Here is a 24,416-nt window from a genome sequence, read left to right as displayed (position 1 = left end):
ATGACAAACGCGCTCTTTGGCCACGATCTGCCCCTCACCCTAAATCCCTCTCCCCAAGGAAGAGGGACTTTGAAGATCGTTCCCGGCTCCCCTCTTCCCGTGGGAGAGGGGTTGGGGGTGAGGGCTAATGCACCTGATCCTGATGCAGCCTACGGAAATCCTGGTCGATCAACCCATCGCCAAACTCACCGCCGAGGGCCAAAACGGCGAATTTTGTCTGCTGCCCAACCATGTAGACATCGTGGCGGCGCTGGTTCCCGGCATCCTCGCCTTTGAGTTGGACGATGGTACCGAAAACCTCTGGGCTGTAGACGAGGGGCTGTTGGTTAAACAAGGCTCCACCGTACGGGTGGCGGTGCGTCATGGCGTGCCTGGAGACTCCCTCGAAACCCTGCAACAGGCCGTCGAGCAACAATTTCGCCAACTGGAGGAACGGGAAGAACAGGCCCGCAATCGGTTGGCCAAGCTCGAATCTAGCTTTCTGCGCGAATTCATTGACCTAGGAGGTACCCCATGAGTCCCCATCCTCCCCCCCACTCCTCCCCTAATCCCGACCGTCCTGACCGTGACGCCTTTGAACAGCGGGTGCGAGACAAATCCCAGCGGCGGGTGCAGGCCCGACGAGAGGGCGACCGCAGCCTTTGGAGTAGCCTGGGTCTGGTGGGCATGGTGGGTTGGTCGGTGATGGTGCCCCTGCTGCTGGGCATTGCCCTCGGTCGCTGGATTGACCACCGCTGGCCCAGCCCCTATTCTTGGACGCTGATGCTGCTGTTTGTCGGCGTGGCCCTCGGATGTTGGAGTGCTTGGTACTGGATCCAGAAAGAGCAGGAACCGTAAAATTCGATAGATTTTAGCTAATTTCAATCCCGTTTGATGACTCAATCCCTTACCATCACCAATTACATTGATAGCCTTAGCGAAGCTGAAACTCGCTTTGGCTTGTCGCCCTGTCCAGATCCTAACTTTTTCACAGAATGGCGAGTCGATCTGCCTCCCCTCACCACCGAAGAGCAGCAGCGTCTTGACCTCATTAAACAACGCTATCTCTACCACCGAAAGTTTGGCTATTTACTGGAGGGTGGCGTTAATTTCATCGTGATTGCCCCACTTCTAGAGCTTGCAGGCTTCTATGATGCGCCCTTTCGATTACGGTCTGAGGCATCCGTTCGCATTGAAATTTCGGATGCAGAGGATCGGGTTTACCAGGGCCGAATTGATAGTTTAGTTGTGCAGGAAAATCTGTGGATTATTTTGGTAGAAGCTAAACGAACTTCCTTCAGTATTGATGTAGCCCTGCCCCAAGTCTTAGCTTACATGGCGGCTAATTCTGTATCCCATCACCCTACCTTTGGTCTAGTGAGTAATGGCGGCTATTCAATGTTTGTGAAGCTAGAGAATCACCACTATGGATTGTCTGATAATTTCTCCTTAAATCGTCAAAATAACGAACTCTACCGTATTTTACAAATCCTCAATTACCTCAAAACCCTGCCCTAGACCCTGACATTGCTGAACTCTATCGCTGAAGAACACCATGGACGTTTCGATCAACACCTCACTCACGGATTTTGCTGTCTTTCCAGTTGGCTTTGTCCTCGGTCTTCTGTACTTCAGTTGCCTTTGGTTTACCGTGCAGCGCATGGCCACTAGCAAGCATCCTGTTCTACTGATGGTGGGCAGTGGATTAGCACGAATTATCCTAGCTTTATTGGGATTTTACCTACTCGTTGGTGGGCACTGGGAGCGGTTATTGATTGCTATGGTAGGTTTTTTGATGGCCCGTACCCTGCTGATTGCCCGCTGGCGACCCCAGGCCGCTTTGGGCAATTGGGATGAGGAAAGTTAAGAAGGGAGAATTAACTTCGTACATAATCTAAAAGTAGACAGCTTCAACTATTCATAGATGATCTTCAAGGCGACAGAACACCCTGAGTCTTTTTGGCATAATTTATTCCATCTCAGGATTTTCTGTGTCAGATTTTATGACTGATTGGGGATGTACAGCCGTAATTCCTGTAATGCCAATAAAATCGTCTGGGTTCAGAGTAAGAATATAATGAATATCACAGGTTAACATCACAGCCACAATACGCGCATCGTGGGTTCGCTTACCTTTCACTTGATTCTTCGTGACGACTGACAGCCAAGTTGAGAAAAGCTGTGGCATTTCCTCCGCAACTGGAAAGCGTTCAAGTAGTTGCTCAATCATGGTGCGCGTTTGATCAACCGACCAACCTAAACCATTCACATCAACGGGCCGTGTGGCAACGACCCAAAGCTCAATTAAGACCTGTGCTGTGAGGTAGCATTCCTCTGAACCCATGAGTAGGGTGGCAACGGCATCCGTGACTAAACGATGCTGTTCATCCGATGGATTACTAAATCGCAAGACGATATTGGTGTCTAGCAGGTACTTAGTCATCATTCATAGATATCGTTGCGATCAAAGGCCTGATCTGGGAGGCTGAGATGGGTATGAGGAAGCTGTGCAGCCCATACTCGAAAATCCTCAGCTCGTTCCACAGCCGTCGCATGTTGCCAGAACAAGATCCTCTCGGAAAAATGGTGGGGCTGACTCTTGATTGTGGTTACAAAGTCGGCGATTTCCCTCAATTGGCTCTCGCTCAATTGATCAATTTCCTGTTTGAGGGTTTCTCTCAACATATATTGTACCGGGCTGATCATGAACACCTGAGTCGATCATATCCGAATTTCCTCCTGAAGGGAAAGACCGAAAGCCACCCATGAGGGATTGAGGAAGATGGCGTTCGTTAGATGCTAGTTTTTGGGAATGGTCATCCGGTGTGCCCTGTCCACTAGGATGAGCGGCGTTAGGAACAGTGGTGAGCCCGTCTCGCTTTCGCGGGATGGAGATTTCACCGCTAACGTAACCTCGCGTAACACTTAGCGGATTGGAGGAAAGCCATAGGCCATACTAGAACTACTGCCCTGAGCCATAGTCTATGGATATCAGCCCTGACAGCATCATTTATTTCGAGCGATTGCCCCTGGTGATCAATGCCACCCTAGTGTTTACTTGGCTGACGATGGCCTTGCTGGTGGGGGTTTCTCTAGGGGTGACTCGGCGTTTAACGGTGTCGCCACCGCTATCGGCTTGGCAGAATATTTTGGAGATACTAGTGGAGGGCATTTACAATCAAATTCGAGATATTACCCAGCAGGATCCAGAGCCCTATTTTTCCTTTGTGGGCACGTTGTTTTTGTTCATCCTCACCTCTAATTTACTGACGGCAGTACCGGGATATCAAGCTCCGACGGGCTCCCTCTCAACCACTACGGCACTGGCTATCTGTGTGTTTGTGGCGGTTCCTATTTATGGTATTCGTAGTCAGGGATTAGGTCGCTATCTAAAGAGTTATTTAGAACCAACCCCCATTATGTTACCCTTCCAGATTGTGGGGGAATTTTCTCGTACTTTGGCCCTGGCTGTGCGATTATTTGGCAACATTATGAGCGGCAACTTATTAGTAGCTATTTTGTTGTCCTTAGTTCCCCTGTTTGTGCCCGTTGTGATGCAGATATTGGGGCTTGTCTTTGGCCTCATCCAAGCCTATGTATTTGCAGTACTGGCCCTAGTATATTTGGCCTCGGCTACCGCTGTGCAACAACAGGGCCAGTCTAATTCTATGCAGGAGATATCTCATGACTGATCTCGCGCTTATTGGTGCCGTATCTATTGCTACGGCGGGGCTTACCATCGCCATCGGAGCCATTGGCCCCGCCATTGGGGAAGGGATGGCCGTGGCCCGTGCCCTAGGTGCCATTGCCCAACAGCCCGACAAAACGAATACCATTACTCGCACCCTGTTTGTGGGATTGGCGATGGTGGAATCTACCGCTATTTATTGCCTAGTGGTGTCAATGATTTTATTGTTTGTTAATCCATTCTGGAACTACTTTTTGGGGAACTAGCGGTGTTAATCAACGGGTTTACGGTGTTCGCCCAAATTCTCAATTTTCTGATCCTCGTTGCCTTGCTGCGGTGGGTTTTGTATAAGCCAATTTTGCGGGTGATGGGCCAACGCCAGCAACAAATTCAGGAACGCTGGCAGGGGGCCGAACGGCTTCAGACGGAAGCCCAGCAGACCCTCGCCGATTACCAGCGCCAGCAGCAGGATTGGGAAGCCCAGCGGCAGGCCCAACTGGCGGCCATGCGCTCTGAGGTGGAGCAGGAACGGCAGCGGCAGATGGCCCAACTGCGCCAGGAGGCCGACCAACAGCGGGCCTCTTGGCAGGCCGATTTGCATCAGGCCCAGGCTGCCCTAGCCCACCAACTGGGACAACAGGTGATGCAGCAAACCCTGACGATGGCCCGTCAAGCCATGACGGATTTGGCCAATGCCGATCTAGAACGGCAGATGGTGGCGGTCTTTTGTGATCACCTGCGCCGCCTGCCCGCCGACCAACACCACACCCTCGTCCAAGCCCTGGCCCCCGACCTCCCCATCGCCATCCGCAGCAGTTTCAGCCTCTCCCCTGATCTGCAACAGCACATCATCAACGCCCTCGGATCGACCTTTGGCACTACTCCAGCGGTGGAATTTTCCACCACATCCGACCTCATCTGCGGCCTAGAACTCCGCCTTGCCGGACAGGAGGTGGTCTGGAGTTTTGACACCTACCTGGCCACCCTAGAACAACGCCTTGCCACCGCCCTCACCGGGAAGATCCCATCCAGTCAAGCCCCACCCGAACCCCCGCTTCCCGATTCCACCCTTCCTGAAACCCCCTTCCCCCAACCCTCCTAGCTGCCCTCCTCCCCACGATCCACTCCCAGCGGGAACTCCCACCATGACTCCCACCACCCAGCCCATCCAAGCGGCCTGCGCTGAAGCCCAGGCTCTCGTCCGTCAGGTTTTGACCGACTATCGACCCAGCCTCACCCTGCGGGAGATGGGGGAGGTACAGTCCGTCCGTCCGGGGATTGCCCGCGTGACGGGGTTGCCGGGGGTGCGGGCCGATGAGTTGGTTTATTTCCCCAGTTCTAAGCCGGGGGGCACGCCATTGTTGGGCATCGCCTTCAACCTCGATCCCGATGAGGTGGGGGTGATTTTGCTGGGCGACAGTCCCGACCTCCAGGCCGGAGACCGGGTGTATCGCACCGAGCGGGTGATGGATGTGCCCGTGGGCGAAGGGCTGCTGGGGCGAGTAGTGACGGCGATGGGCGAACCCCTGGATGACCGAGGGCCGCTGAATTTTGTCGAACGGCGTCCGGTGGAGCACGAGGCCCCCGCCATTCTCGACCGGGCTCCGGTGACGGTGCCGCTGCAAACGGGGCTGAAGGTGGTAGATGCGCTGATTCCCATTGGGCGGGGCCAGCGGGAACTGATCATCGGCGACCGCCAAACCGGGAAAACCGCCATCGCCATTGACACTATTCTCAACCAGCAGGAGACGGGGGTAATCTGTATCTACTGCGCCATCGGTCAGCGATCTGCCGCCATGGCCAAGGTGATTGCCACCCTGCGGGAACAGGGCGCGATGGACTACACGGTTGTCGTTGTCGCCGCTGGGCAAGATCCCCTCGGTTTGCAATACATCACCCCCTACGGAGCCACCACCATGGGGGAATACTTCATGGAGCAGGGCCGCGATGTGCTGATCGTCTACGACGACCTCACCCACCACGCCCGCACCTACCGGGAACTATCCCTGCTGCTGCGTCGCCCCCCTGGTCGAGAAGCCTACCCTGGCGATATTTTCTACCTCCATTCGCGGCTGCTAGAACGGGCTACCCACCTCAGCCCCGATCTCGGCGGCGGCTCCCTCACCGCCCTGCCCATTATCGAAACCCAGGCCCAAAACCTCTCGGCCTACATCCCCACCAACCTGATTTCTATCACCGACGGTCAGGTTTACCTCTCCCCCGACCTCTTTCAAAAAAGCATTTTTCCCGCTGTGGATGTGGGCAAATCCGTCTCCCGCGTGGGCGGTAAAACTCAGCTTCCCGCCTACCAATCCGTGGCCGGAGACCTGCGCCTGTCCTACGCCCAGTTTCAAGAGGTAGAAGTCTTTGCCCGCTTTGGCACCCAACTGGATGAACAAACCCGCCGCACCCTAGAACGGGGTCGCCGCATTCGGGCTGTCCTCAAGCAGCGCCAGTCTGAGCCCCTCACTGCCGCCGCCCAAATCGCCATCCTGTTTGCCGTCACCAGCGGCCTGCTGGATGCCGTCCCCCTCGACCAAATCGACCAGGCCCAAGCCCACCTTGCCGAGGCCATGCATCGCGATCTGCCCGATATTTCCGCCGCCATTCACCAGGGCCAGCCCCTCACCGAGGCCGACCTCAAGACCTTGGCCTGGACGCTTTCCCAAGCCCTGGGCTAGGGCGCGTTATGGTATCGGTAGATGGTTCCTGTTTAGATTACTGATTTAGATCAAGGATGATGCCGATGTCGGTTCCGGTCAGTTTGATTCGTGCCCAGTCCTACGATATTCCAGCCCTGCGGCAGTCCATCGAAGCGCTGCTTGAGCCCCTAGGGGGCATAGCCCAGTTTGTGAAGCCAGGGGATCGGGTGCTGCTGAAGCCCAACTTGCTGACGGGGGCGCGGCCCACCCAAGAATGTACCACCCGACCAGAGGTGGTCTATGTGGTGGCGCAAATGGTGCAGGAGGTCGGGGGAAAGCCCTTTTTGGGCGATAGCCCCGCCTTTGGCACGGCCCACGGAGTCGCTAAGGCCAACGGGCTGCTGCCCCTGGCCCAGGAATTAAACCTGCCCATTGTGGAACTGCACGGCCACCGCTACCCCACCGATAACCCCGCCTTTGACCACCTGCGCCTCTCCAAGGAAGCGATGGAGGCCGATGTGGTGATTAACCTGCCCAAGGTGAAGTCCCACGCCCAGCTCACCGTGACCCTGGGGGCCAAGAATCTGTTTGGCTGCGTTCCGGGCAAGATGAAAGCCTGGTGGCACATGGAAGCTGGGAAGGATGTGGAACGCTTTGGCACCATGCTGGTGGAAACGGCGCGGCTAATTAACCCCGCCCTCACCCTTGTGGATGGCATCATTGGCCACGAGGGCAACGGCCCCAGCGGCGGCGATCCGAGGGAATTGGGCGTGCTTGCCGCCAGTGCCGATGTGTTTGCGGTGGATCGGGCCATGGTGGAGGTGTTGGGCGTGGATCCCCAAACCGTGCCCACGGTGGCGCAATCCCTGCGGTTGGGCTATTGCCCCGATTGGGACGACCTCACCTTCCCTGCCCTCACCCCCGCCGACCTGCGCGTCGAGGACTGGCGCTTGCCGGATCAACTCCTGCCCATCGACTTTGGCATGCCCAGGGTGGTGCGGTCTACCTTCAAGCACCTCTACATTCGCTACATCAAAGAACCCATGGCCGCCTACGCCAAGCGATCCGCCTAATCGCTCTGTCTGGTCTCTCCGTGGGGGCAAGGCAACCTTGCCCCCACGCCATTCTCCTGCAAGGACAAGCCGATGATTGCCCTCACCCTGCGCCCCACCCTCCAACTGACCGATGAGGTGTTTGAGCGCCTCTGTCAGCAAAACCCCGATCTGCGCCTAGAGCGCACCGCCCAAGGAGAACTGGTTGCCATGGCCCCCGCCGGAAGTGAAAGTGGATACCGCAACGCCGACTTATTAGGCCAACTTTGGCAATGGAATCGACGGCAGCGCCTTGGGTTTGTGTTCGATTCTTCGACGGGCTTCACCCTGCCCAATGGCGCAATTCGGTCGCCCGATGCCGCCTGGGTGGAAAACGCCCGCTGGGAACGCCTTTCCCCAGAGCAACGCCGCCGCTTTGCCCCCCTTTGCCCCGACTTTGTGCTGGAACTCAAATCCCCCAGTGACGAAATCGCCACCCTGCAAGCCAAATTAGAGGAATATCTGGCCAATGGTGCCCAGTTAGGCTGGCTGGTTGACCCAGAACAACAGCGGGTCTACGTCTACAGCCCCGATCAACCCATGCAGGACTTCCATCATCCCAGCACCCTCTCCGGCGATCCGGTATTGCCCGATTTTGTGATGGACTTCACCCTGATTTGGCCATAAAACGGTTGTGATGATTAGGGGATTGGTGGTCAACGGGGAGTCATAGGGTGGGAGGTGGGCGAATGGCGAAGTCAAGTCGGCTGTTTTCGCAGTTGGGCCACGGGCTGATGATCAGCGCGGCGGTGTTTGGGGCCATTGCCCTAGCCTCCCAGCATCCTTGGATTGTGCGGATCGAAGGCTACGGACAGTCGGTGCTGTGGCGGCTGCGGGGGCCAATTCCGCCGCCATCGGACGTGGTAATTTTGGCCATCGACGAATATTCCCTCAGTCAAGGCAGCATCTATGCCGCCAGCCCAGAGCGCTATCCCCACTTGGCCCCCATTGAATCTTGGCCCTGGCAGCGCCAAGCCTACGCCATCGCCATAGATCGCCTGCTGGAGGCCGGGGCGCGGGCGGTGGCGGTGGATGTGCTGTTCCTCGATCCCAGCATCTATGGCCCAGCGGATGATGCCGCCCTAGAAGCTACCCTGGCGAAGTGGGGCGATCAGGTGGTGCTGGCGGCCCTCTACGATGTCTCGCCGACGGACTGGGGCGGCTTTACTACCCTGCTCACTCCCATCCTCCAGGGGGCGGATCACCAGGGACTCATCAACGTTGCCCCCGACCCCGATGGCCAAGTGCGACTGGCCCCAGAGGTGGTCTTGGCCCAACTGCGCCAGCAGCATGATTTTGTAGACACGTTGCCCGCCTTCGCCACCGCCACCCTCCAGGCCGCTGGCGATGCCGATCCCCACTGGCCCAGCGAGCAACTCTTTTTCTACGGGCCGAAGGGCACCATCCCCACCATTCCCTTTGCCAATGTGCTGGAACCCAACAACTGGGGACGCTATCGCCATCAGTTTGCGGGCAAGCTGGTGATCCTTGGCCCCACCGCCGTTTCCCTGCAAGACATCCACCGCACCCCCCTAGATAACGCCATGCCGGGGCCGGAGATCCACGCCCAAACCGTGGCCGCCATGCTGGAGGGTCGCACCCTGAACCCGCTTCTCGATGACGCCCTCCTGCGGGGGCTGCTCTCCGGGCTGCTAATCGGTGGCCTGGGCCTAGGGTTGGGCTATCGGTTTAGTCAGCCGTTACCTCGGCTATTAGGATTCGGGGCCGCCATCACCCTCTGGGGGGCCACTGCCTACCTCCTAGCGATGGGGCCACCGGGGCAACTCATCCCCCTCGCCATTCCCGTCGCCTGCCTAGGCATGGGCGGCATGGCCTACATCGCCACCGGAGCCATTGGGGATCGACTGGAGGAACAACGCCTACGCCGCACCCTAGAGCGCTACGTTTCCCCGGCGGTGGCCAAGGAAATCCTCAACCAGCCGGAGGACTTCACCAGCCTGGGGGTGGGCCAACAAACCCAGGCGGCGGTGCTGTTTTCGGATATCCGAGGCTTCAGTCGCTTGTCCTACCAGCTCGGAGCCCAGCAAACCGTCCAAATGCTGAACACCTATTTCAATGACATGGTGGCCGCGATTTTGGCCGAACGGGGCACCATCGACAAATTCATTGGCGACGCCATCATGGCGGAATTTGGCGCACCCACCTCCCAAGGGGCCAAACAAGATGCCCTCAGTGCCGTCCGCGCCGCCCTAGGGATGCGCGTGGCCCTGGCGGATCTGCGTCAGCGGTTGCGGGCCGAAGGACTGCCGCCCCTGTTTAACGGCATTGGCATTAGCTACGGCAGCTTGATGGTCGGCAATGTGGGATCGCCCCAGCGGCTGGAATACACCGCCATCGGCGACACCGTTAACGTGGCCAGCCGCATCGAAAGCCTCACTAAGAAAGTGGGCACCGATTTGCTGATCACCCGCCCCCTGTATGACCTCGTGCAAGACGAGGTGATCGCCATTGACCACGGGGAGCATTTTGTGGCCGGACGGGAAAAGGAAGCCGTTCAGGTCTATGGCATCATCAGCCTGCGCGGCGACTCCGAAGCCCGCGATCAAACCCTCTACCAACAGGTACAAACGGATCTCCAGGCCCACCTCGCCGCCACCCCCAAAGGCCCACCAAAGTAAGCTCATTCGCAAAACCCGATCCCTTGTTTGATGGGAGCAGTCCAGCCGCAACGTCCAAGCCAAATCAATCCGCCGAACGTCACCCGTCTCTCCTCCGACTATCGCCCCCCCAGGGCAGAACGCTGAGTCAATCATCCAAGTGTGACAACCACTTAACATCTCCCTAGGCCACGCCGATGGGGGTACCGGGGTGATGTAACCTAAAAAGTCGGTGACGTTCCGTCGTTACCTCTGGTAATCGTTCGTCATACCTAGTCACATTCGTTTACAGACCATGCCATCCCCCGCCTCCTCCGCTGTTTCGGCTACCCCCCGCACCATCCGCATTGTGTCGCGCAAAAGCCAGTTGGCGCTGATTCAAACCCACTGGGTGCGCGATGAGCTTCAGCGGCACTTCCCCGAATTTCAGTTCGAGGTGGTGACGATGGACACCCAAGGGGACAAGGTGCTGGATGTCTCGCTGTCGAAGATTGGCGATAAGGGTCTGTTTACCCAAGAGCTAGAAGACTCGATGCTGCGGGGCGATAGCGACTTTGCCGTACATTCCCTCAAAGATTTGCCCACCCGCCTGCCCGAAGGCTTGATGCTGGGCTGCATCACCGAGCGGGAAGACCCCGCCGATGCCGTCGTCGTCCACGAACGCCACAAGGACAAAACCCTCGCCACCCTGCCGGAAGGATCGGTGATTGGCACCTCCTCCCTGCGCCGCTTGGCCCAACTGCGCCATCACTATCCCCACCTGGCCTTCAAAGATATTCGCGGCAACCTCAATACCCGTCTCCGCAAGCTGGATGAGGGCGAGTACGACGGCATCATTCTGGCGGCGGCAGGACTGCACCGGATGAATATGGATGACCGCATCCACGAGTTGCTCCCCGCCGACATTTCCCTCCACGCTGTCGGCCAGGGTGCCCTCGGCATCGAATGCCGCACAGGAGATGAGGAGATCCTGAACCTGCTGGGCGTTCTCTCCCACCAGCCCACCACCTTCCGCTGTCTGGCCGAGCGGGCCTTCCTGCGCGAACTGGAGGGCGGTTGCCAAGTGCCCATCGGCGTCAATACTGTCCTCGATGGCGACACCCTCACCCTCACGGGCCTGGTGGCCAGCTTGGACGGTCAGCAGTTGATTAAAGATGTTGTGCAAGGCCCCGCCGACACCGCCGAAGCCCTCGGTACCCAGCTTGCCCAAAGCCTTCGCGGCCAAGGTGCCCAGGCCATTCTGGACGAAATCAACGCCGCCAACCGCGCCTAGTTCCCCCTAGCGGTCGGGCTCTATTTCAACCCTGGGCAAAGGTTTATGGGAAGACACCCGTAATTCGGGTGAATCCTTGGCTTAGACTGAAGGGACACAGGATTGAGGATAGGTGACTATGATTTTCCCCGGTGCTCCCGTGACGGTGACGAACGTCAACGATACCTACTACGGCTTTCAGGGCTTAGTACAGCGGATTACCGACGGCAAGGTGGCCGTGCTGTTTGAGGGCGGCAACTGGGACAAACTCGTGACCTTCAACCTCGACGAACTGGCCCCCGTCGGCCCCGGCCAGCGGCGCGGCTAACCTCCTATGCGGTTGCCCCTGTCCTCATCGGCCCCACCCCGCCCGCCCGATCACCTGGCGGAGGTGATTGAAACCTCGACCACCGAATTTTTGGCCCAGTGTTTTGACCCCGACGGTCTCAGTTTCCCGGTGATGCCAGAGTTTGGCAGTTGGGTCATCTCCCAAGACGAAGAATCGGGCAACCGCATCTATGGGGTGGTCTACCATGCCACCACCAGCCCCATTGATTCGGTGCATCGGGCGCGGGCGCTGGGGCTGTCCTTAGAGGAATTGCGGCAGCAGCAGCCCCAGATTTTTGCCATGCTGAAGACCGAGTTTCGGGTGGCCATTATGGGGTTTCAGGCTCCCAACTTGGCCGGAGAACCCACCGGGCCGATATTTCAATATTTGCCTCCCCGTCCGCCCCAGGTGCACCAGGCGGTTTATCGCTGCCCCGCCGAGGCCGTGCTAGCCTTTACCGAGCAGTTAGATTTTCTGCGTGCCCTCCTCAGCCTCACCCAGGCTCCGGTGGATAGCTTGGTGGCGGCGGTGGTGCGCCAGGGCTACCATCTTCGTAAACTAGATCGCGATTGGCTGGTGCAGGCCGGACGCACCCTCAGCACCCTGCTGAAGGATGACTATGACCGCCTTCGCCTGATCCTCAGCCAAATTCATGCCTAAAAGACTGGATGATGCAAACCTTTGATTGGATTGTCGTTGGCAATGGCCTGGTGGGCGCAGCCGCCAGCTATGAACTCGCTCGCCAGGGGCTATCCGTGCTGCTCGTTGATCAGCGCCTAGATCCCGATAGCGCCACCCGCTACAGCTATGGCGGCATTCCCTACTGGTCGGGCACCTCAGCCCTTACCCGCACCCTCTGCCAAGAGGGCATTGCTAAGCACCGCCAACTGTCAGAGGAACTAGGAGCCAACACCCAATTTCGCGAGCTGGATCTACTGCTGACTGTGGCCCCGGAGGACGACCCCCAGGTTCTCGCGGCTCACTATGCCCAATTTGCGGTGCCGCCCCAGTTCATCAGCCGTGCCGAGGCCCAGGAGCGCGAACCCCTGCTCACTGGCCCTGCGGTGGCCGGAGCCTTTACCGTGCGCCATGGCCATGTTTCCCCGGTGGCGGTGGTGGCGGCCTACAATCAAGCCTTCCATCGCCTGGGGGGAACTCGGCTCATTGCCCAGGTCACGGGCCTGGTGCGGGTTCAGGATCGGGTGACGGGTCTGCTCACCACCGAACAAGCCTATCCGGCCCATCGGGTGCTGGTGGCATCGGGGGCCTTTAGTCGCCAGCTCCTCGCTACGGCAGGGCTGAAGGTGCCCCTCTACTACACCCAGGCCGAGGTGATTGAAACCCTGCCCACACCAGAGATTACCCTACGCGCCCTCGTGATGCCCGCCGTCACCCAGCGCCTGGACCTGGAAGCCCAAGCCAGCCGCCCAGAGGTGGACAATCTCTGGGATGAACCGGGCCATGAAGTGACGCCCTCCATCATCGACGGGGGCGCGATTCAGTTCCAGGATCACCATTTTTGTTTGGGCCAAATTAGCCGCACCCTCACCGATCTAGACGGCCCCGCCGACACCAGCGCCAGCATCCAAAATCTGCGCCATACCCTAGCCGGAATTTTGCCTAGTCTCAGCACCCTACCGGGCCACTGGCACCGCTGCCCCGTGAGTTTCAGCCGTGATGGCCTGCCTTTGGTCGGTTCTCTACCCGGCCTGGAAGGGTTGGAGGTGATGGCGGGCTTCAATGGGCCGTTTGTCTATTTGCCGCCCATTGCCCAGCGGTTTGCCCAAGCCGCCACCGGACAGCCCGACCAACTGCTGAACGCTCTGCGCCCAGACCGCTTTCTGACGGAGCCCAGCCGGGAAGAACCGTCCCTAGGTTGATCCTGACGATGGGTTAGCGCGATCCTGGCTAAAGTCACCGAACTCCAGCGAACCCACCTGAGGTCGAGATTGGCCTAGGCGCTACCGAAGGAGGGTAGGGCAATGCCGCCCTCTAGGGTGCCCTCGGCACTGAGGCTGGGCAGTTCTAGGCGCTGGCTGCGGCGGGTGCGCATGGCGAGGCGATAGGTGACGCTCTGCAACTCGGCCTGGAGCTGGCGGTTTTCCCGCTGGAGTTCAGCCACCCGCTGCTTCACAGGGGTGAGGCGTTCCGAGAATTTTTGGCGATACACCGTCGGCAGTTCTTGCACCACCTGCTCCAGCATCCGCGAGCGGTCGGTCAACTCCTGGACGGTTTGGCGCAGTTGCAGCACCTCAGCATCCCGTTCTTCCAGTTCACCTTGGTAGAAGTCAATTTGCTTTTCCACCCCCCGCAGTTGATCCCGCAGGGCACGCACCTCGGCCTGGTGTTGTTCAGAAACCTCTGGGCTGGGCATAAACCCGGCATTTCCCTTCACCAGCCGAAAAAGCTCTTGGGAAAGCTGCTGCACGAGCTGATCGCGAATCTCTAGCTCGGCGGTCAGGCGCGCCACTTCGGCCTGTTGTTCATTCATATCGGTGTACGGAGACTGCGCCACAAGACTACTCCCATCCAACTAACGATCCCATGTCCTGGCAATGGTCTTGCCTCTCACCAGAGTAGCCCTCGCCATGGGGCCATCTCACTCCCCTGGCCATGGGCCAAAGCACGGGCCAAGACCGGGCCAAATTGCTGATAATGTAGCACCTCTAGTCAAAACTGACACACTTGTCTCAAAAAAGTCTGATCGCCCCAGCCTTAGCAAACGTGCCCCCGTTTCCCATGGGAGACGAGGGCACTCATATGCGCTGGCAAGGGGCCGGGGCAGTCCTGGCCTCGATGACCGTGAACGCCTTTGATCTCAGGCTTAACGGCCGAAGAACGGGGCCTACTCGGCGTCGGCGTCGGCGTCAGCTGCGGCTACAGCGGCTTCGGTTTCCTGCTTCACGGTGAGGAAGCGGATCACATCGTCGCTAAGGCGCATGGCTCGCTCTAGGGGAGCAACCATTTCGCCGGGGCCAGTGTAGTTCATTTGGATGTAAATCCCTTCCCGGTTGCGGTCAATTTCGTAGGCTAGACGACGCTTGCCCCGGTGCTGGGTTTCTAGAATAGACCCGCCCTGATCCTTGAGCATGGTTTGATATTTACCGATGGTGGCGTCTACCACCTCATCATTGAGGTCGGGACGCAGAATGTACATGGTTTCGTACATGTATGATTTCATGGAGGCTCCTTATGGACAAAAATGGCCTTTACACCCTTGAAAACAGCCTCTATTTCCCCCTAATCACCACCTGAGGAGTTACCTAGGGGTAGGAGTCTTGCGGCTAGCGTAAAGACAAGGATCTACAATCATACCAAGATTTAGCAAGTATTATGGCGCAGCGCTACGTTAGAGTTCAGTCCCACCTTGGGCAACTCCACTACGGATTGCTTCATCCAGATCGCCGTATACAGGTGTTGGATGCGCCACCCTGGCTCCAGGGACAACCCACCGAGGCCGAGCTCCTCCCCGCGCAGTACACCATTTTGGCTCCCTGTGCACCCTCCAAGATCGTGGCTGTCGGTCAAAACTATGCGGATCACGCCGCCGAAATGGGCACCGCGCCCCCCGCAGAGCCCCTGCTATTTCTCAAGCCCTCCACCGCCGTTACCTCCTCTGGCTCCACGATCTACTATCCACCCCAGGCCCAGCAGGTAGACTATGAGGGCGAACTCGCGCTGATCATCGGCGAACGCTGCGCCCAGGTCTCCCTAGAGAACGCCCAAACCAAAATTTGGGGCTACACCATCGCCAACGACGTCACCGCCCGCGATTTGCAGCAGCGCGATGGCCAATGGACTCGGTCAAAAGGCTTTGATTCCTTCTGCCCCCTCGGCCCCTGGATTGTGCGCGAAATTAGCTCGGCGGCCCGCATCCAGACCTTTTTGAACGACAGGCCCGACCCGGTGCAGTCTGCCTCCATTGAAGCCATGATTTTCAATCCCGGTCAGTTGGTGGCCTACATCAGCGACATCATGACGTTGCTTCCCGGCGATGTCATCCTCACGGGCACCCCCGCTGGCATTGGCCCCCTCACCCCAGGCGACCGGGTGCGGGTAGAAATTGAAGGCATCGGTGCCCTAGAAAACGTGGTCGATACCCGCGTCTCCCTGAGCAACTAGCATTCTGCCCTAGGAAGATCCCTGGGCCATCCCCAGGCCCCTAGGGCAACTCCAGCAGAGCACGACGGCGACGGGGCTGTACAGGGCGAGCATTGGGGGGAAATAGCGTGCTGAACTGTTCTATTTGCGCCCTAGAGGCTTCTATCGGCGTTTGGAACACTAGCCAAGCCACCCGTTCCGAGCAGGGCGGTGTGGTGAGGGAGCCCCAATAGCGGAAGGTGTGGCCTCCGCTGGGCAGTAGGTCGCTGGGGTTGATGGCGGTGTTGGGCATGGCCAGCACCTCGCTGGCGTGGGTGGGCATAGCGTCCCAAATGGCTTGCAGCGCCGGATGTTCCGCCCCTGCCTGGATGAACACGCCTAGGACGACAATGCTGCCATCGGCCTGGGTATGGACAAGGTGAAGTTCCATAGGGAAAGCGGCCCCGGCCAGGGTGTGTTCGCTGGGATGGTGGAAATGGAACTGCTTCAGGGTATAGGGTTTCCCATCAAGTTCTAGGGTGTTGCTGCCGCCGATGATGACCTGAATGGTATGGCCGTTGTTGAGCAGCTTCAGCGGTACGGGCTGATAGGCCAGGGTGAGGGGGCTGAGGTCATCAGGAATGGCGTGGTTGAGGTCGATGGGAGACTGTTCTCGGCCCAAGCCGCAGACCTGAAACTCTGGGGAAAGTTCTCCCCAATGGTCGGGGCCAGTGTCGCCTCCATAGCTCCATTGGTGTCCGTCTGCTCTGGCCGTAGCCTGGTATAGCGATGTTGCCCCTAATCCCAGGGCGGTTCCGGCACTGCCTAGGGCGAGCACCTGCAAAACTCGACGGCGTTCCATAGTGCAGCCCCTAGGGTTAGCCCACCCGCAGCCAGCCAAATACCTGTCCCACGGTGAGGGTTAAATCTGGTGTTAGGTCTGGCAGGGTGAGCGTGTTGTCAGGGTCTTCTAGGGAGGCGGGGTGTTGATTTGGCAAGAAAACCTGCACCAAATTTTCGCTAGGGTCGATGAGCCAGCCCCCCAGCCCGCCATGGTTTAGGCAGTGCACAATATTGCTGATCACCCGCGTTGAGGATTGTTCTGGGCTAAGAATTTCGATTGTCCAATCTGGGGCGGCGTTAAACGTATTGGCCATGGTGCCATCGTCGTGGGTGGGCAACCGCTGCCAACGAAAGACCGCCACATCGGGAATGATGGATCGGCCCCCGAAGGTACAGCGTAATTCGGGTAGCGCTAGAGCAACACGGGCATCCTCAGTGGCGGCATTGATAGTACCGACTAGCTTTTGTTGAAGGCGGCTGTGTTGTCCTTGGGGCATGGGTTTCTGGATAATTTGACCGTCGATGTACTCGCAAGCGGGCTTGGTCTCTGGCTGTTGCAGAAACTCGGCGAGGGTCATGGTTTTGGCAGGGGTTTGTACCATGGGCCAAGGAAAGCGCGTTACAGCCATTGTAGAGGGTGTCTTAGCCTCCTTTGGGACAGAACCCCGGTTTCTGCTTGCATCGTCGAAATTTGCGGGTTAGGCCATGCCACTGGGATTCTCACCCCTTAAACTAGGCGGCGTAGGTGGGTCGCTGGGGCCAAGTGGCGAGGATGGGAGTGGAGCGGCCTGCCACACATTGGTCGGCACTGAGGCGCTGCTGACAGCGGGCTTTATCGGCGGGGGTGAGGTCGCTGTATTGCACATCGCGCCGCAAAATCAGGCCGTTGTGGCTCACCAAAAAGCGGGGCAGGGTGGTGTCATCGACTCGGCGCAGAGTGGTGATGTCGTAGGTGGTGTAGGTCGTTAGGGCTGGATCGGCAAAGTCGATGTCGATGACGGTGAGGGCTTTCCAGGGAGCTGCGCTGCCGTCAATCAACGCACGGGGGCCAGAGCCCAGCAACCCCGCATGGAGCAGTTGCAGATTGCCTCGGTGGGCGGGGTAGTAGGCGTGCTGGTGGCCGCTGATCAGGGTGTGGACGTTGTGGCGTTCGAGGATGGCCTGAAGTTGGGGCGCATTGGCCAGCACTTCCCCCGGTTGGTCGCGCCGCTGGGCCACACCGTAGAGGGGCAGGTGGCTCAGCACCATACGGGCCTTGGCGGATTGGGCCGCTTCGCTGGAGAGGGCGGCTTCCACCCAGGCCAATTTGTCGGCAGGAATTTGGCTAGAGGAGCCATCCCAAGCCATAAAAAACACCCCGTTTTGCTCGAAGGTGTAGAAGAAAGGAAAATCCGTGCGGTCGATGAAGTTCACCCCTGGATCGTGGGCGGGAGTATTCCAGTAGGCCGAGGCCAGGTCACGCTCTTGCTGAAAAATAAACTGACCGCTGGAGTTGCGGGCGGCAGAAGCATCGTGGTTGCCCAGGGTAAAGCCGTAGGGAACGCCCATGTCCCGCAGAGGAGCGGCCACATGGTCATCAAAGGCTTGCCACATGGCGTTGATTTGATCCACCGTGAGGGTTCGCTGTTGGCCCGCCACCATATCGCCGCTGCACACCACCGCATCGGGTTGCCAAAAGGGCACTAGGGCAACGGCCTTATCCACTTCGGGGTCGTAGTCGGTAGAACCATAGGCGCTGTTGAGGTCGCTGAACACCACCAGGCGCACATCCTTGCGGGGCGGGTTATACAGCCCCTCTGGCCCAGCGCTGGCGATGACGGCCTGGGCCGCCGCCGACAGCACCGGGGCTTCTGTTAACGCAGCATCAGAAACAGAACTATCCGCCGATGCCCCCTGGTCTGCGACCCCATCTATGGCCGATCCCCCCTCACGGGCTGCATTGGATCTGACCTCCGCCGTTGGCCCCATCCCAGGCATGGCTGGATCCGCCGACAGCAGCACCCGCTGGGAACAGGCCAAACAAATCGCCAAGATCAGCCCCAGGCTAAGACCCGTGACAAAGCGTTGGACGTGGGGAGACATCGGACGGGAAAACGTGGGACGCATGGTGTCGAGGTAAATCGGGGCGGGCTAAATCGTATCGGGTGGAGCCGAGGCGATTCAGTGGGGTCAGGGTGAGGCAGGTCGGATTGCATGGGGTTGGGTTGCAGCCCCGTATCGAATCAGGGAACTATCCCACGGATTAACTTACCCCACAGGCTGTTCCTTTGGGGGAGCGCAGGGGCCAGAATTTGATGAGACGATACCTGGGCCAAGGCTCGGCTTTAGCGAAGAGCGATCTGTCCTGCCTTGTATAGACCAACCTAAGCCCTCACCCTACGATTTCGCTGAATGGGCTACTACAATCGGCTTACTGTGATGCTGCGTCCTTTGCCATGCTGTTGAAATTGCTGTTCGCCCCGGTGCTTGGCCCCATTGAAGGCGTCGCCTGGATTGCCGACAAGGTGCTGGAACAGGCGGATATTTCCACCAATGATGCCGAAAGCTTGCAGAAGCAGCTCCTTGCCCTTCAGCTTTCCTTTGATATGGGGGAAATTCCAGAGGAGGAGTTTATGATCCAAGAGGAAGAAATCCTGCTGGCGCTGCAAGCCTTGGAAGATGAGGAAGAGGATGAAGATTAAGAACTGGGGTGCTAGGATTCGAACCTAGGAATGGCGGGACCAAAACCCGCTGCCTTACCGCTTGGCGACACCCCATTGCGTTGCCTTTCGTAATATAGCAGGTTTATCCCGCTCAATGTCAAGCCTTTTTTGAGGTTCCATTCTGGCCAGGGTGCCTGCATGATGTTAGGGCTAGCACCAACCCCCACGACGCTGCCCACCCAGGCTGTTCCTGGCCTAGCCTTAGCTTTGGGATGGGGTGAGATGAAGGGTCTGAAGTTGCTGGAGTAGGTCTTGGTGGGTGAAGGGCTTGAGGAGGAATCCTTGAAAACCACTGGGCTCAGCGGGAGGCACTTCGGCCAAGGTAAGGCCGCTCATGGCAATGATGGGCACCGTAGGGTTGATGCGTCGCAGCATGGGCAGGGCCGTGAGACCGTCTAGGGTGGGCATCATAATATCGGTGAGGATGGCGGCGATGCGCGTCTGGTGTTCGGCAAGGAGAAAAAAGGCGCTGGGGGCATCGTAGGCCAAGATAACCTGGTAGTTATGGGCTTCCAGCATGGACTTGATTACTTCGCAAATGCTGGGTTCGTCATCAATCACGAGGATAGTTGCCTGGTGGCCATCCAGGGGGGCACTGGCGACGGGGGTGGGCGTGGCGGAGGCGGGAATGGCGGGCAGGTAGAGGCAGAACTGGCTCCCTTGGTGAACTTCGCTGTGAACGTCGATGAAGCCGCCGTGGCTTTCTACAATGCCCAGCACCGCCGAAAGGCCCAGTCCGGTGCCTTTACCGAGTTCCTTGGTGGTAAAGAAGGGGTCGAAAATGCGGTTGAGGATGGCGGGGGCAATCCCCGTGCCCGTATCCGTGACCATCACCACAATGTAGGGGCCAGGACGAGCCTGGGGATGAGGCTGGGCACTGGTGGCATCAACCGTGAGGTTGTGGGCGGTAATTTGCAGCACGCCGCCATCGGGCATGGCATCGCGGGCATTGACGCAGAGGTTCATCAGCACTTGGTGCAGTTGGGTGGCGTCGCCGCTGACGGCCCAGAGGTCATCGGGCACATCCACATAAATATCAATGGATTTGGGTAGGGTTTGCTGCATCAGCTTGCGAATGTCGAGGAGCAAATGATTGACCCGCAAATCGGTGCGCTTGCCCTCTAGGCCACGGGCAAAGGTGAGGATTTGCTTCACCATGTCGGCCCCCCGCTGGGCGCTGGTTTCGAGGATTTTGAGTTTGTTGTCTACCCAGGGATCTAAATTACCCAGTTTCAGCGGCAGCAGTTGAACGACGAGGAGGATCGGCGTCAGAATGTTGTTGAGGTCGTGGGCGATGCCGCTGGCCAGGGTGCCCAAGCTCTCCAGGCGCTGGGAGCGCAAAAACTGGGCCTCCATTTGTTTTTTGTCGGTGATGTCCATGTGGATGCCCAGCAGGCGGTCGGGCTGGCCTTGGTCGTTGTAGAGGAGGGTGCTTTTGATGGCCATCCAGCGGATGCTGTCACCCTCTTGGATCCGAAATTCCGTATCTAGCCCTCGTCCGGCCCGCACCGATTGCCGAAGCTCTTGGGCCACGGGGTTGCGGTCGTCGGCATGGATCACCCAGGGCAGGGGACAGCGACTGCTTTGACAAATAAAGTCGGGCTGGGTGAGACAGGGCAGGTCGGCCAAGGCCCACTCAAAGGTGCCCATGGCGGCGGCGTCCTGGGCTAGGGTGAGGCGTTCTTGGATGCGCTGGCGTTCTTCCACTTCCTGGCGCAGGTGTTGGTTGGCGGTTTCCAGTTCGGCGGTGCGCTCCCGGACTCGGTCTTCCAGCACTTCGTTGGCTTCCCGCAGGGCATCCTCGGCCCGCTGCCGCTCGATGGCATAGAACAAGGCCCGCACCAACACTTCCTGCTGGAGAGATCGCTTCAGCAGGTAATCCTGGGCACCCCGCCGGACAGCACGGACGGCGAGTTCGTTATCGTTAGTGTTAGTGAGTACCACCACGGGCAGGCTGGGGGATTCCTGGAGGAGGAGATCCAGGGAATCCAATCCGCTGCTATCGGGTAGGGTCAAATCAAGCAAAGCCACGTCGAAGGACTGTTCCTGAAGGCGCAAGATCGCCTCCCCTAGGCGCTTGGCGTGGCAGAGCTGAAAATGGCGGCGGGGGGTGCCCTTCAGCACTTCCTGCAAAAATCGGGCTTCGGCCAGGTCGTCTTCAATCAACAGCACCTTCACCGTGGCCAGATTTAGGGGGTGTTCGGCGGTAATGTCGCGGTTTCTAGCCAAAATGCCTCAATTCCCTGAACAATTTTGAACAGTTGGGCTAAGTTGCGGGACTTGGAAATGTAGCAGTTGACGTGTAAATCATAGCTTTTGTAAATGTCTTCCTCGTTGCGCGAGGTGGTGAGCACGATGATGGGAATATGCCGCAGGGTGTCGCTAGCTTTGATTTCCGCGAGTACCTCCCGTCCGTCTTTTTTCGGCAGGTTTAAATCCAGCAGAATTAAGTCCGGGGAAATCGCGTCGGCAAACTCCCCCTGGCGCTGGAGGTAGGCCATGGCCTCCATGCCGTCCCGCGCAATCACAATATCGCAGGGGACGGCGGTGCTTTTTAGGGCTTCTTGGATTAGGCGAATATCGCCCCGATTATCCTCGACTAAAAAGATAGTTTTTGGCTTTGCGTCCGTTGCCATGGCTGCGATCACGTCCTTCAACGGGAATAGCGAAGTAGAAGGTGGCCCCTTGGTCGGGAGCGGCCTCTACCCAAATGCGCCCTCGGTGGCACTCGATGATTTTCTTGCAAATGGCCAGCCCCATGCCCGATCCGGCGTATTCGTCGCGGGTGTGGAGGCGTTGGAAAATCACGAAAATGCGCTCGGCAAACTGGGGCTCAAAACCGATGCCGTCGTCGGCCACCGAGAACAACCACTGCTCTTCCTGGCGCTGCACCCCAATGTGAATGTGGGGGGTGCCCTCCGGCTTGCGGAACTTAATCGCATTGCCAATCAGGTTTTGGAAGAGCTGCATCAACTGGGTGCCGTCCGCCACGATAGTGGGTAGGGGATCGACGGTAATCACCGCTCCGGTTTCGGCGATGCGCCCCCGCAGGTTGCCCAGGGCTTGGTCGAGGGAGTCTTGCACATTGGTCAACTGCCACTCAATGCCCTGCAAATCCACCTTGCTGTAGGTCAGCACATCGTCGATTAGGGTTTGCATCAGGCTCACCCCTTCCACCGCAAAGCCGATGAATTCCTTGCCGTCCTCGTCCAGTTTGGTGTCGTAGCGCATTTCCAAAAGCTGCACAAAGTTGGCCACCTGGTTCAGGGGTTCCTGCAAATCGTGGGAGGCCACGTAGGCAAATTTCTTCAGTTCCGCGTTGGAGCGCTCTAAATCCGTCGCCAGCAGGGCCAATTCTTCCGCCTGCCGCAGCACGATATTAACGATGGCCTTCCGCAGTTCCAGGGCGGCTTTTACCTCCACCCCCTGCCACGGCAACGACCGCAGACTCACCGTTTCCTTCCACAGTTCAAAGGATTTGCGGGGGCACAGCCACTGATTTTCCGCCTCGCCCATGAGGGTATAGGCTTCGTTGGGGTTGCCGCCCCAGTTCACGGTTTGAATCACCTCTGGCCGGAACCACAGCACATAGCTGCGCTTGGAAATGGGGATGGCAATCAGCCCGCTGGCCACATCCTTAAACCGCTGGGCCTCGGAATACTCTAGCGGCAGGGCGTTGGTGACGTAGATTTCGTCGTGGACGGCCTTGCCCAACCACTGCACCAGGTAGTTCAGTTCCTCCTCCGGTGGCGTGCGGCCTAGGGTTGTCCACTGGCCACCAAAACAGATGGCTGCGCCCTTGGCCCCCACCAAATCCAGCAGGTTGGGGTCGCGCCGCACCAGACCATCAATGAAATAATCTTCCTGGGCCATTTGGTCAATCAGGGCCGTTTGCACCGCCGCCAGGTGCAGTTGATAGCTCTGATCCGCCTCTTCTTCCAGGGTCGAAATTTCAGAGAAAATCACTCGACCGAGGAATTCACACGCCTTCCGCAGTTCGTAGGGCACATACTTCGGCGTCTTGTGGTGACAGGCAATTAGCCCCCACAGTTTTTGATCCTTCATCAAAGAAATGGTCAGCGAAGCCTCCACATTCATGTGGTGCAAATATTCAATGTGGCAGTGGTAGGGCTGCCGCAAAATCGACATCACCAAATCCGTCGGCTGTTGGGTAACGGGATTCACCGCTGGCACCAAATCCACAGGCTCGGCGCTGGCGTTGGGAATCACCCGAATCCAGTTCGATAAAAACATTTTGCGGGCCGGAGCAGGCACATCGGATTCTGGGAAATGCAGCCCCAAATAGGACTCCATCTCCTCCAGTTTTTCTTCCGCTAAAACTTCCCCGTGGCCGTCGTCGTCGAACTTGTACAGCATCACCCGATCAAAGCCCGTCACCTGGCGTACTTCGTGGACGATGATGCGGCAAAAGTCTGCCAGACTGGCCGATCCGGCCTCAAGCTGACCAATGGATGTCCGGGCGAGGTGATAGAAACTCAGGAAGGGAATGTTGTCGTTATTGAGGGCAGGTTCCAGTTCCAAAATCAAAAATCCGGCCCCGTTGCGATGGAACACGGCATCGTACACACCATAGTCATCGCCGCGCCGCCGCACCCAAATTTTGGTGGGGTTCATCACGTCCAGCGTTTCGCCATACAGCCCCGCCCGGAACTGATCCACCTGGTAATCATCCAGCAGTTCATCTAGGGTTTTGCCCAGCACTTCATCCACGGGCAAACCAAAGGCTTCACGGGTATTTTGGCTGACCTGAACCACGGTTAAGTCCGCCTCATTCAGCACCAGCAACACCCCATGGGGCTGCACTTGGGTCAGGGAATTGATGTCCGGCTGTTTAAGCGCCGTCAGCCGATAGTCTTGTTCAAACTTAACATTAACCATGGTGGCAGGCTCCTAAACAGGAAAGGGGCGATGTATCGGTGATGTTGGGGCTGTTTCTTTAATGCAATCCTGGGAAGACAATCTTGACAATGGGCTAAATGATTAGCCTTCGTAGACCCCATTGCCAAGGCAAGGGAGAAGCCTCATTCCTAGGGACTGCTGAGCTAGGAATCAGGGCTTTTCAAGGTCAATTGGGTATAATATCTCACCCAGCCTAGTCCTAAAGAGCGATGCGCTCTACTTAGCAGCATATCGCAGATGCCCAGAGGACTAGAGCAGGAATTGTTAAACAAA

The 24,416-nt window shown here is 58.1% G+C and carries 26 protein-coding genes, 1 tRNA gene and 1 pseudogene; 17 read left to right on the top strand and 11 right to left on the bottom strand.

What is annotated here, in order from left to right:
• The first annotated feature begins 127 nt into the window (after nt 1-127).
• From GFS31_RS01630 to GFS31_RS01615, 4 genes are read left to right on the top strand one after another with little or no spacing between them, the layout of a single operon-like run.
• A complete protein-coding gene (locus GFS31_RS01630; RefSeq protein ID WP_198806576.1) occupies nt 128-517 on the top strand; it encodes a F0F1 ATP synthase subunit epsilon in 390 nt (129 codons plus the stop codon).
• Nucleotides 514-837, top strand: coding sequence for an AtpZ/AtpI family protein (locus GFS31_RS01625; RefSeq protein WP_198806575.1), 324 nt, complete (start codon nt 514-516; stop codon nt 835-837). The genes GFS31_RS01630 and GFS31_RS01625 overlap by 4 nt, the downstream gene beginning before the upstream one ends.
• Before the next feature lie 36 nt (nt 838-873).
• Nucleotides 874-1,497 carry a type I restriction endonuclease subunit R gene (locus GFS31_RS01620; RefSeq protein WP_198806574.1) on the top strand — a complete coding sequence of 208 codons (624 nt, stop codon included), beginning with the start codon at nt 874-876 and terminating at the stop codon, nt 1,495-1,497.
• Between the two features lie 37 nt (nt 1,498-1,534).
• Nucleotides 1,535-1,846, top strand: a complete 312-nt coding sequence (locus GFS31_RS01615) for an ATP synthase subunit I (RefSeq protein ID WP_198806573.1) — start codon at nt 1,535-1,537, stop codon at nt 1,844-1,846.
• A 102-nt stretch (nt 1,847-1,948) separates the two neighbouring features.
• On the opposite strand, the gene GFS31_RS01610 is transcribed toward GFS31_RS01615, so the two are convergent.
• Both GFS31_RS01610 and GFS31_RS01605 read right to left on the bottom strand, forming a co-directional pair.
• On the bottom strand, nt 1,949-2,425 hold the full coding sequence (locus tag GFS31_RS01610) for a type II toxin-antitoxin system VapC family toxin (RefSeq protein WP_263974878.1): 477 nt from the start codon (nt 2,423-2,425) through the stop codon (nt 1,949-1,951).
• The gene (locus GFS31_RS01605; RefSeq protein ID WP_263974877.1) at nt 2,422-2,685 is read right to left on the bottom strand and encodes a hypothetical protein; all 264 of its coding nucleotides are present in this window, start codon (nt 2,683-2,685) and stop codon (nt 2,422-2,424) included. Before GFS31_RS01605 ends, GFS31_RS01610 begins: the two co-directional genes overlap by 4 nt.
• Nucleotides 2,686-2,963: 278 nt before the next feature.
• On the opposite strand from GFS31_RS01605, the gene GFS31_RS01600 reads away from it, so the two are divergent.
• The 11 genes and pseudogenes from GFS31_RS01600 (at nt 2,964) to GFS31_RS01550 (ending at nt 13,478) form a co-directional block, all read left to right on the top strand.
• The gene (locus GFS31_RS01600) at nt 2,964-3,671 is read left to right on the top strand and encodes a F0F1 ATP synthase subunit A (protein ID WP_198806572.1); all 708 of its coding nucleotides are present in this window, start codon (nt 2,964-2,966) and stop codon (nt 3,669-3,671) included.
• Entirely contained in the window at nt 3,664-3,933 is a 270-nt protein-coding gene (locus GFS31_RS01595) for a F0F1 ATP synthase subunit C (protein WP_198806571.1), read from the top strand. Before GFS31_RS01600 ends, GFS31_RS01595 begins: the two co-directional genes overlap by 8 nt.
• A 2-nt stretch (nt 3,934-3,935) precedes the next feature.
• Nucleotides 3,936-4,769 (top strand): F0F1 ATP synthase subunit B, encoded by an 834-nt coding sequence (locus GFS31_RS01590; protein ID WP_198806570.1) that lies wholly within the window; start codon nt 3,936-3,938, stop codon nt 4,767-4,769.
• A gap of 43 nt (nt 4,770-4,812) precedes the next feature.
• Nucleotides 4,813-6,348: an alternate F1F0 ATPase, F1 subunit alpha gene (locus tag GFS31_RS01585; protein WP_198806569.1), complete on the top strand. Its 1,536-nt coding sequence runs from the start codon at nt 4,813-4,815 to the stop codon at nt 6,346-6,348.
• Nucleotides 6,349-6,413: 65 nt separating this feature from the next.
• Entirely contained in the window at nt 6,414-7,382 is a 969-nt protein-coding gene (locus GFS31_RS01580) for a DUF362 domain-containing protein (RefSeq protein WP_198806568.1), read from the top strand.
• Nucleotides 7,383-7,454: 72 nt separating this feature from the next.
• Nucleotides 7,455-8,027 (top strand): Uma2 family endonuclease, encoded by a 573-nt coding sequence (locus tag GFS31_RS01575; protein ID WP_198806567.1) that lies wholly within the window; start codon nt 7,455-7,457, stop codon nt 8,025-8,027.
• Nucleotides 8,028-8,089: 62 nt separating this feature from the next.
• Nucleotides 8,090-10,039, top strand: a complete 1,950-nt coding sequence (locus tag GFS31_RS01570; RefSeq protein WP_198806566.1) for a CHASE2 domain-containing protein — start codon at nt 8,090-8,092, stop codon at nt 10,037-10,039.
• 274 nt (nt 10,040-10,313) lie between these two features.
• Entirely contained in the window at nt 10,314-11,291 is a 978-nt protein-coding gene (hemC, locus tag GFS31_RS01565) for a hydroxymethylbilane synthase (RefSeq protein WP_198806565.1), read from the top strand.
• Nucleotides 11,292-11,403: 112 nt separating this feature from the next.
• Nucleotides 11,404-11,598, top strand: a pseudogene (locus tag GFS31_RS01560) (NAD(P)H dehydrogenase subunit NdhS); the annotation flags it as partial.
• 6 nt (nt 11,599-11,604) lie between these two features.
• Entirely contained in the window at nt 11,605-12,258 is a 654-nt protein-coding gene (locus tag GFS31_RS01555; RefSeq protein WP_198806564.1) for an HAS-barrel domain-containing protein, read from the top strand.
• An 8-nt stretch (nt 12,259-12,266) separates the two neighbouring features.
• Nucleotides 12,267-13,478 carry an NAD(P)/FAD-dependent oxidoreductase gene (locus GFS31_RS01550; RefSeq protein ID WP_225907529.1) on the top strand — a complete coding sequence of 404 codons (1,212 nt, stop codon included), beginning with the start codon at nt 12,267-12,269 and terminating at the stop codon, nt 13,476-13,478.
• A 74-nt stretch (nt 13,479-13,552) separates the two neighbouring features.
• On the opposite strand, the gene GFS31_RS01545 is transcribed toward GFS31_RS01550, so the two are convergent.
• Nucleotides 13,553-14,113 carry an Npun_F5560 family protein gene (locus GFS31_RS01545; protein ID WP_317135058.1) on the bottom strand — a complete coding sequence of 187 codons (561 nt, stop codon included), beginning with the start codon at nt 14,111-14,113 and terminating at the stop codon, nt 13,553-13,555.
• 330 nt (nt 14,114-14,443) lie between these two features.
• Nucleotides 14,444-14,779: a 30S ribosomal protein S6 gene (rpsF, locus tag GFS31_RS01540; protein ID WP_198806563.1), complete on the bottom strand. Its 336-nt coding sequence runs from the start codon at nt 14,777-14,779 to the stop codon at nt 14,444-14,446.
• Between the two features lie 152 nt (nt 14,780-14,931).
• On the opposite strand from rpsF, the gene GFS31_RS01535 reads away from it, so the two are divergent.
• Entirely contained in the window at nt 14,932-15,720 is a 789-nt protein-coding gene (locus GFS31_RS01535; RefSeq protein WP_198806562.1) for a fumarylacetoacetate hydrolase family protein, read from the top strand.
• 40 nt (nt 15,721-15,760) lie between these two features.
• Here GFS31_RS01535 and GFS31_RS01530 read toward each other — a convergent pair whose 3' ends face one another.
• From GFS31_RS01530 to GFS31_RS01520, 3 genes are all read right to left on the bottom strand, one after another.
• Nucleotides 15,761-16,540: a carbonic anhydrase gene (locus GFS31_RS01530; RefSeq protein ID WP_225907528.1), complete on the bottom strand. Its 780-nt coding sequence runs from the start codon at nt 16,538-16,540 to the stop codon at nt 15,761-15,763.
• A 16-nt stretch (nt 16,541-16,556) separates the two neighbouring features.
• Entirely contained in the window at nt 16,557-17,123 is a 567-nt protein-coding gene (locus GFS31_RS01525) for a Uma2 family endonuclease (RefSeq protein WP_198806561.1), read from the bottom strand.
• Nucleotides 17,124-17,253: 130 nt separating this feature from the next.
• A complete protein-coding gene (locus GFS31_RS01520) occupies nt 17,254-18,627 on the bottom strand; it encodes a metallophosphoesterase family protein (RefSeq protein WP_225907527.1) in 1,374 nt (457 codons plus the stop codon).
• A 329-nt stretch (nt 18,628-18,956) separates the two neighbouring features.
• On the opposite strand from GFS31_RS01520, the gene GFS31_RS01515 reads away from it, so the two are divergent.
• Nucleotides 18,957-19,202 (top strand): gas vesicle protein GvpG, encoded by a 246-nt coding sequence (locus GFS31_RS01515; RefSeq protein WP_198806560.1) that lies wholly within the window; start codon nt 18,957-18,959, stop codon nt 19,200-19,202.
• Nucleotides 19,203-19,205: 3 nt separating this feature from the next.
• Here the strand turns inward: GFS31_RS01515 and GFS31_RS01510 are convergent.
• The 4 genes from GFS31_RS01510 to GFS31_RS01495 all read right to left on the bottom strand — a co-directional run bounded on the left by GFS31_RS01510 (nt 19,206) and on the right by GFS31_RS01495 (nt 24,122).
• A tRNA-Gln gene (locus GFS31_RS01510) sits at nt 19,206-19,277 on the bottom strand.
• 147 nt (nt 19,278-19,424) lie between these two features.
• Nucleotides 19,425-21,452, bottom strand: coding sequence for a response regulator (locus tag GFS31_RS01505; RefSeq protein WP_225907526.1), 2,028 nt, complete (start codon nt 21,450-21,452; stop codon nt 19,425-19,427).
• The gene (locus GFS31_RS01500) at nt 21,413-21,859 is read right to left on the bottom strand and encodes a response regulator (protein WP_198806559.1); all 447 of its coding nucleotides are present in this window, start codon (nt 21,857-21,859) and stop codon (nt 21,413-21,415) included. Before GFS31_RS01500 ends, GFS31_RS01505 begins: the two co-directional genes overlap by 40 nt.
• Nucleotides 21,813-24,122 (bottom strand): sensor histidine kinase, encoded by a 2,310-nt coding sequence (locus GFS31_RS01495; protein WP_198806558.1) that lies wholly within the window; start codon nt 24,120-24,122, stop codon nt 21,813-21,815. The genes GFS31_RS01500 and GFS31_RS01495 overlap by 47 nt, the downstream gene beginning before the upstream one ends.
• Between the last annotated feature and the right edge of the window lie 294 nt (nt 24,123-24,416).

This window comes from Leptolyngbya sp. BL0902 (assembly GCF_016403105.1).
GTDB lineage: Bacteria > Cyanobacteriota > Cyanobacteriia > Phormidesmidales > Phormidesmidaceae > Nodosilinea.
The sequence above is the reverse complement of the archived record's forward strand: the minus strand, read 5'-3'. Positions and strand labels throughout refer to the sequence as shown.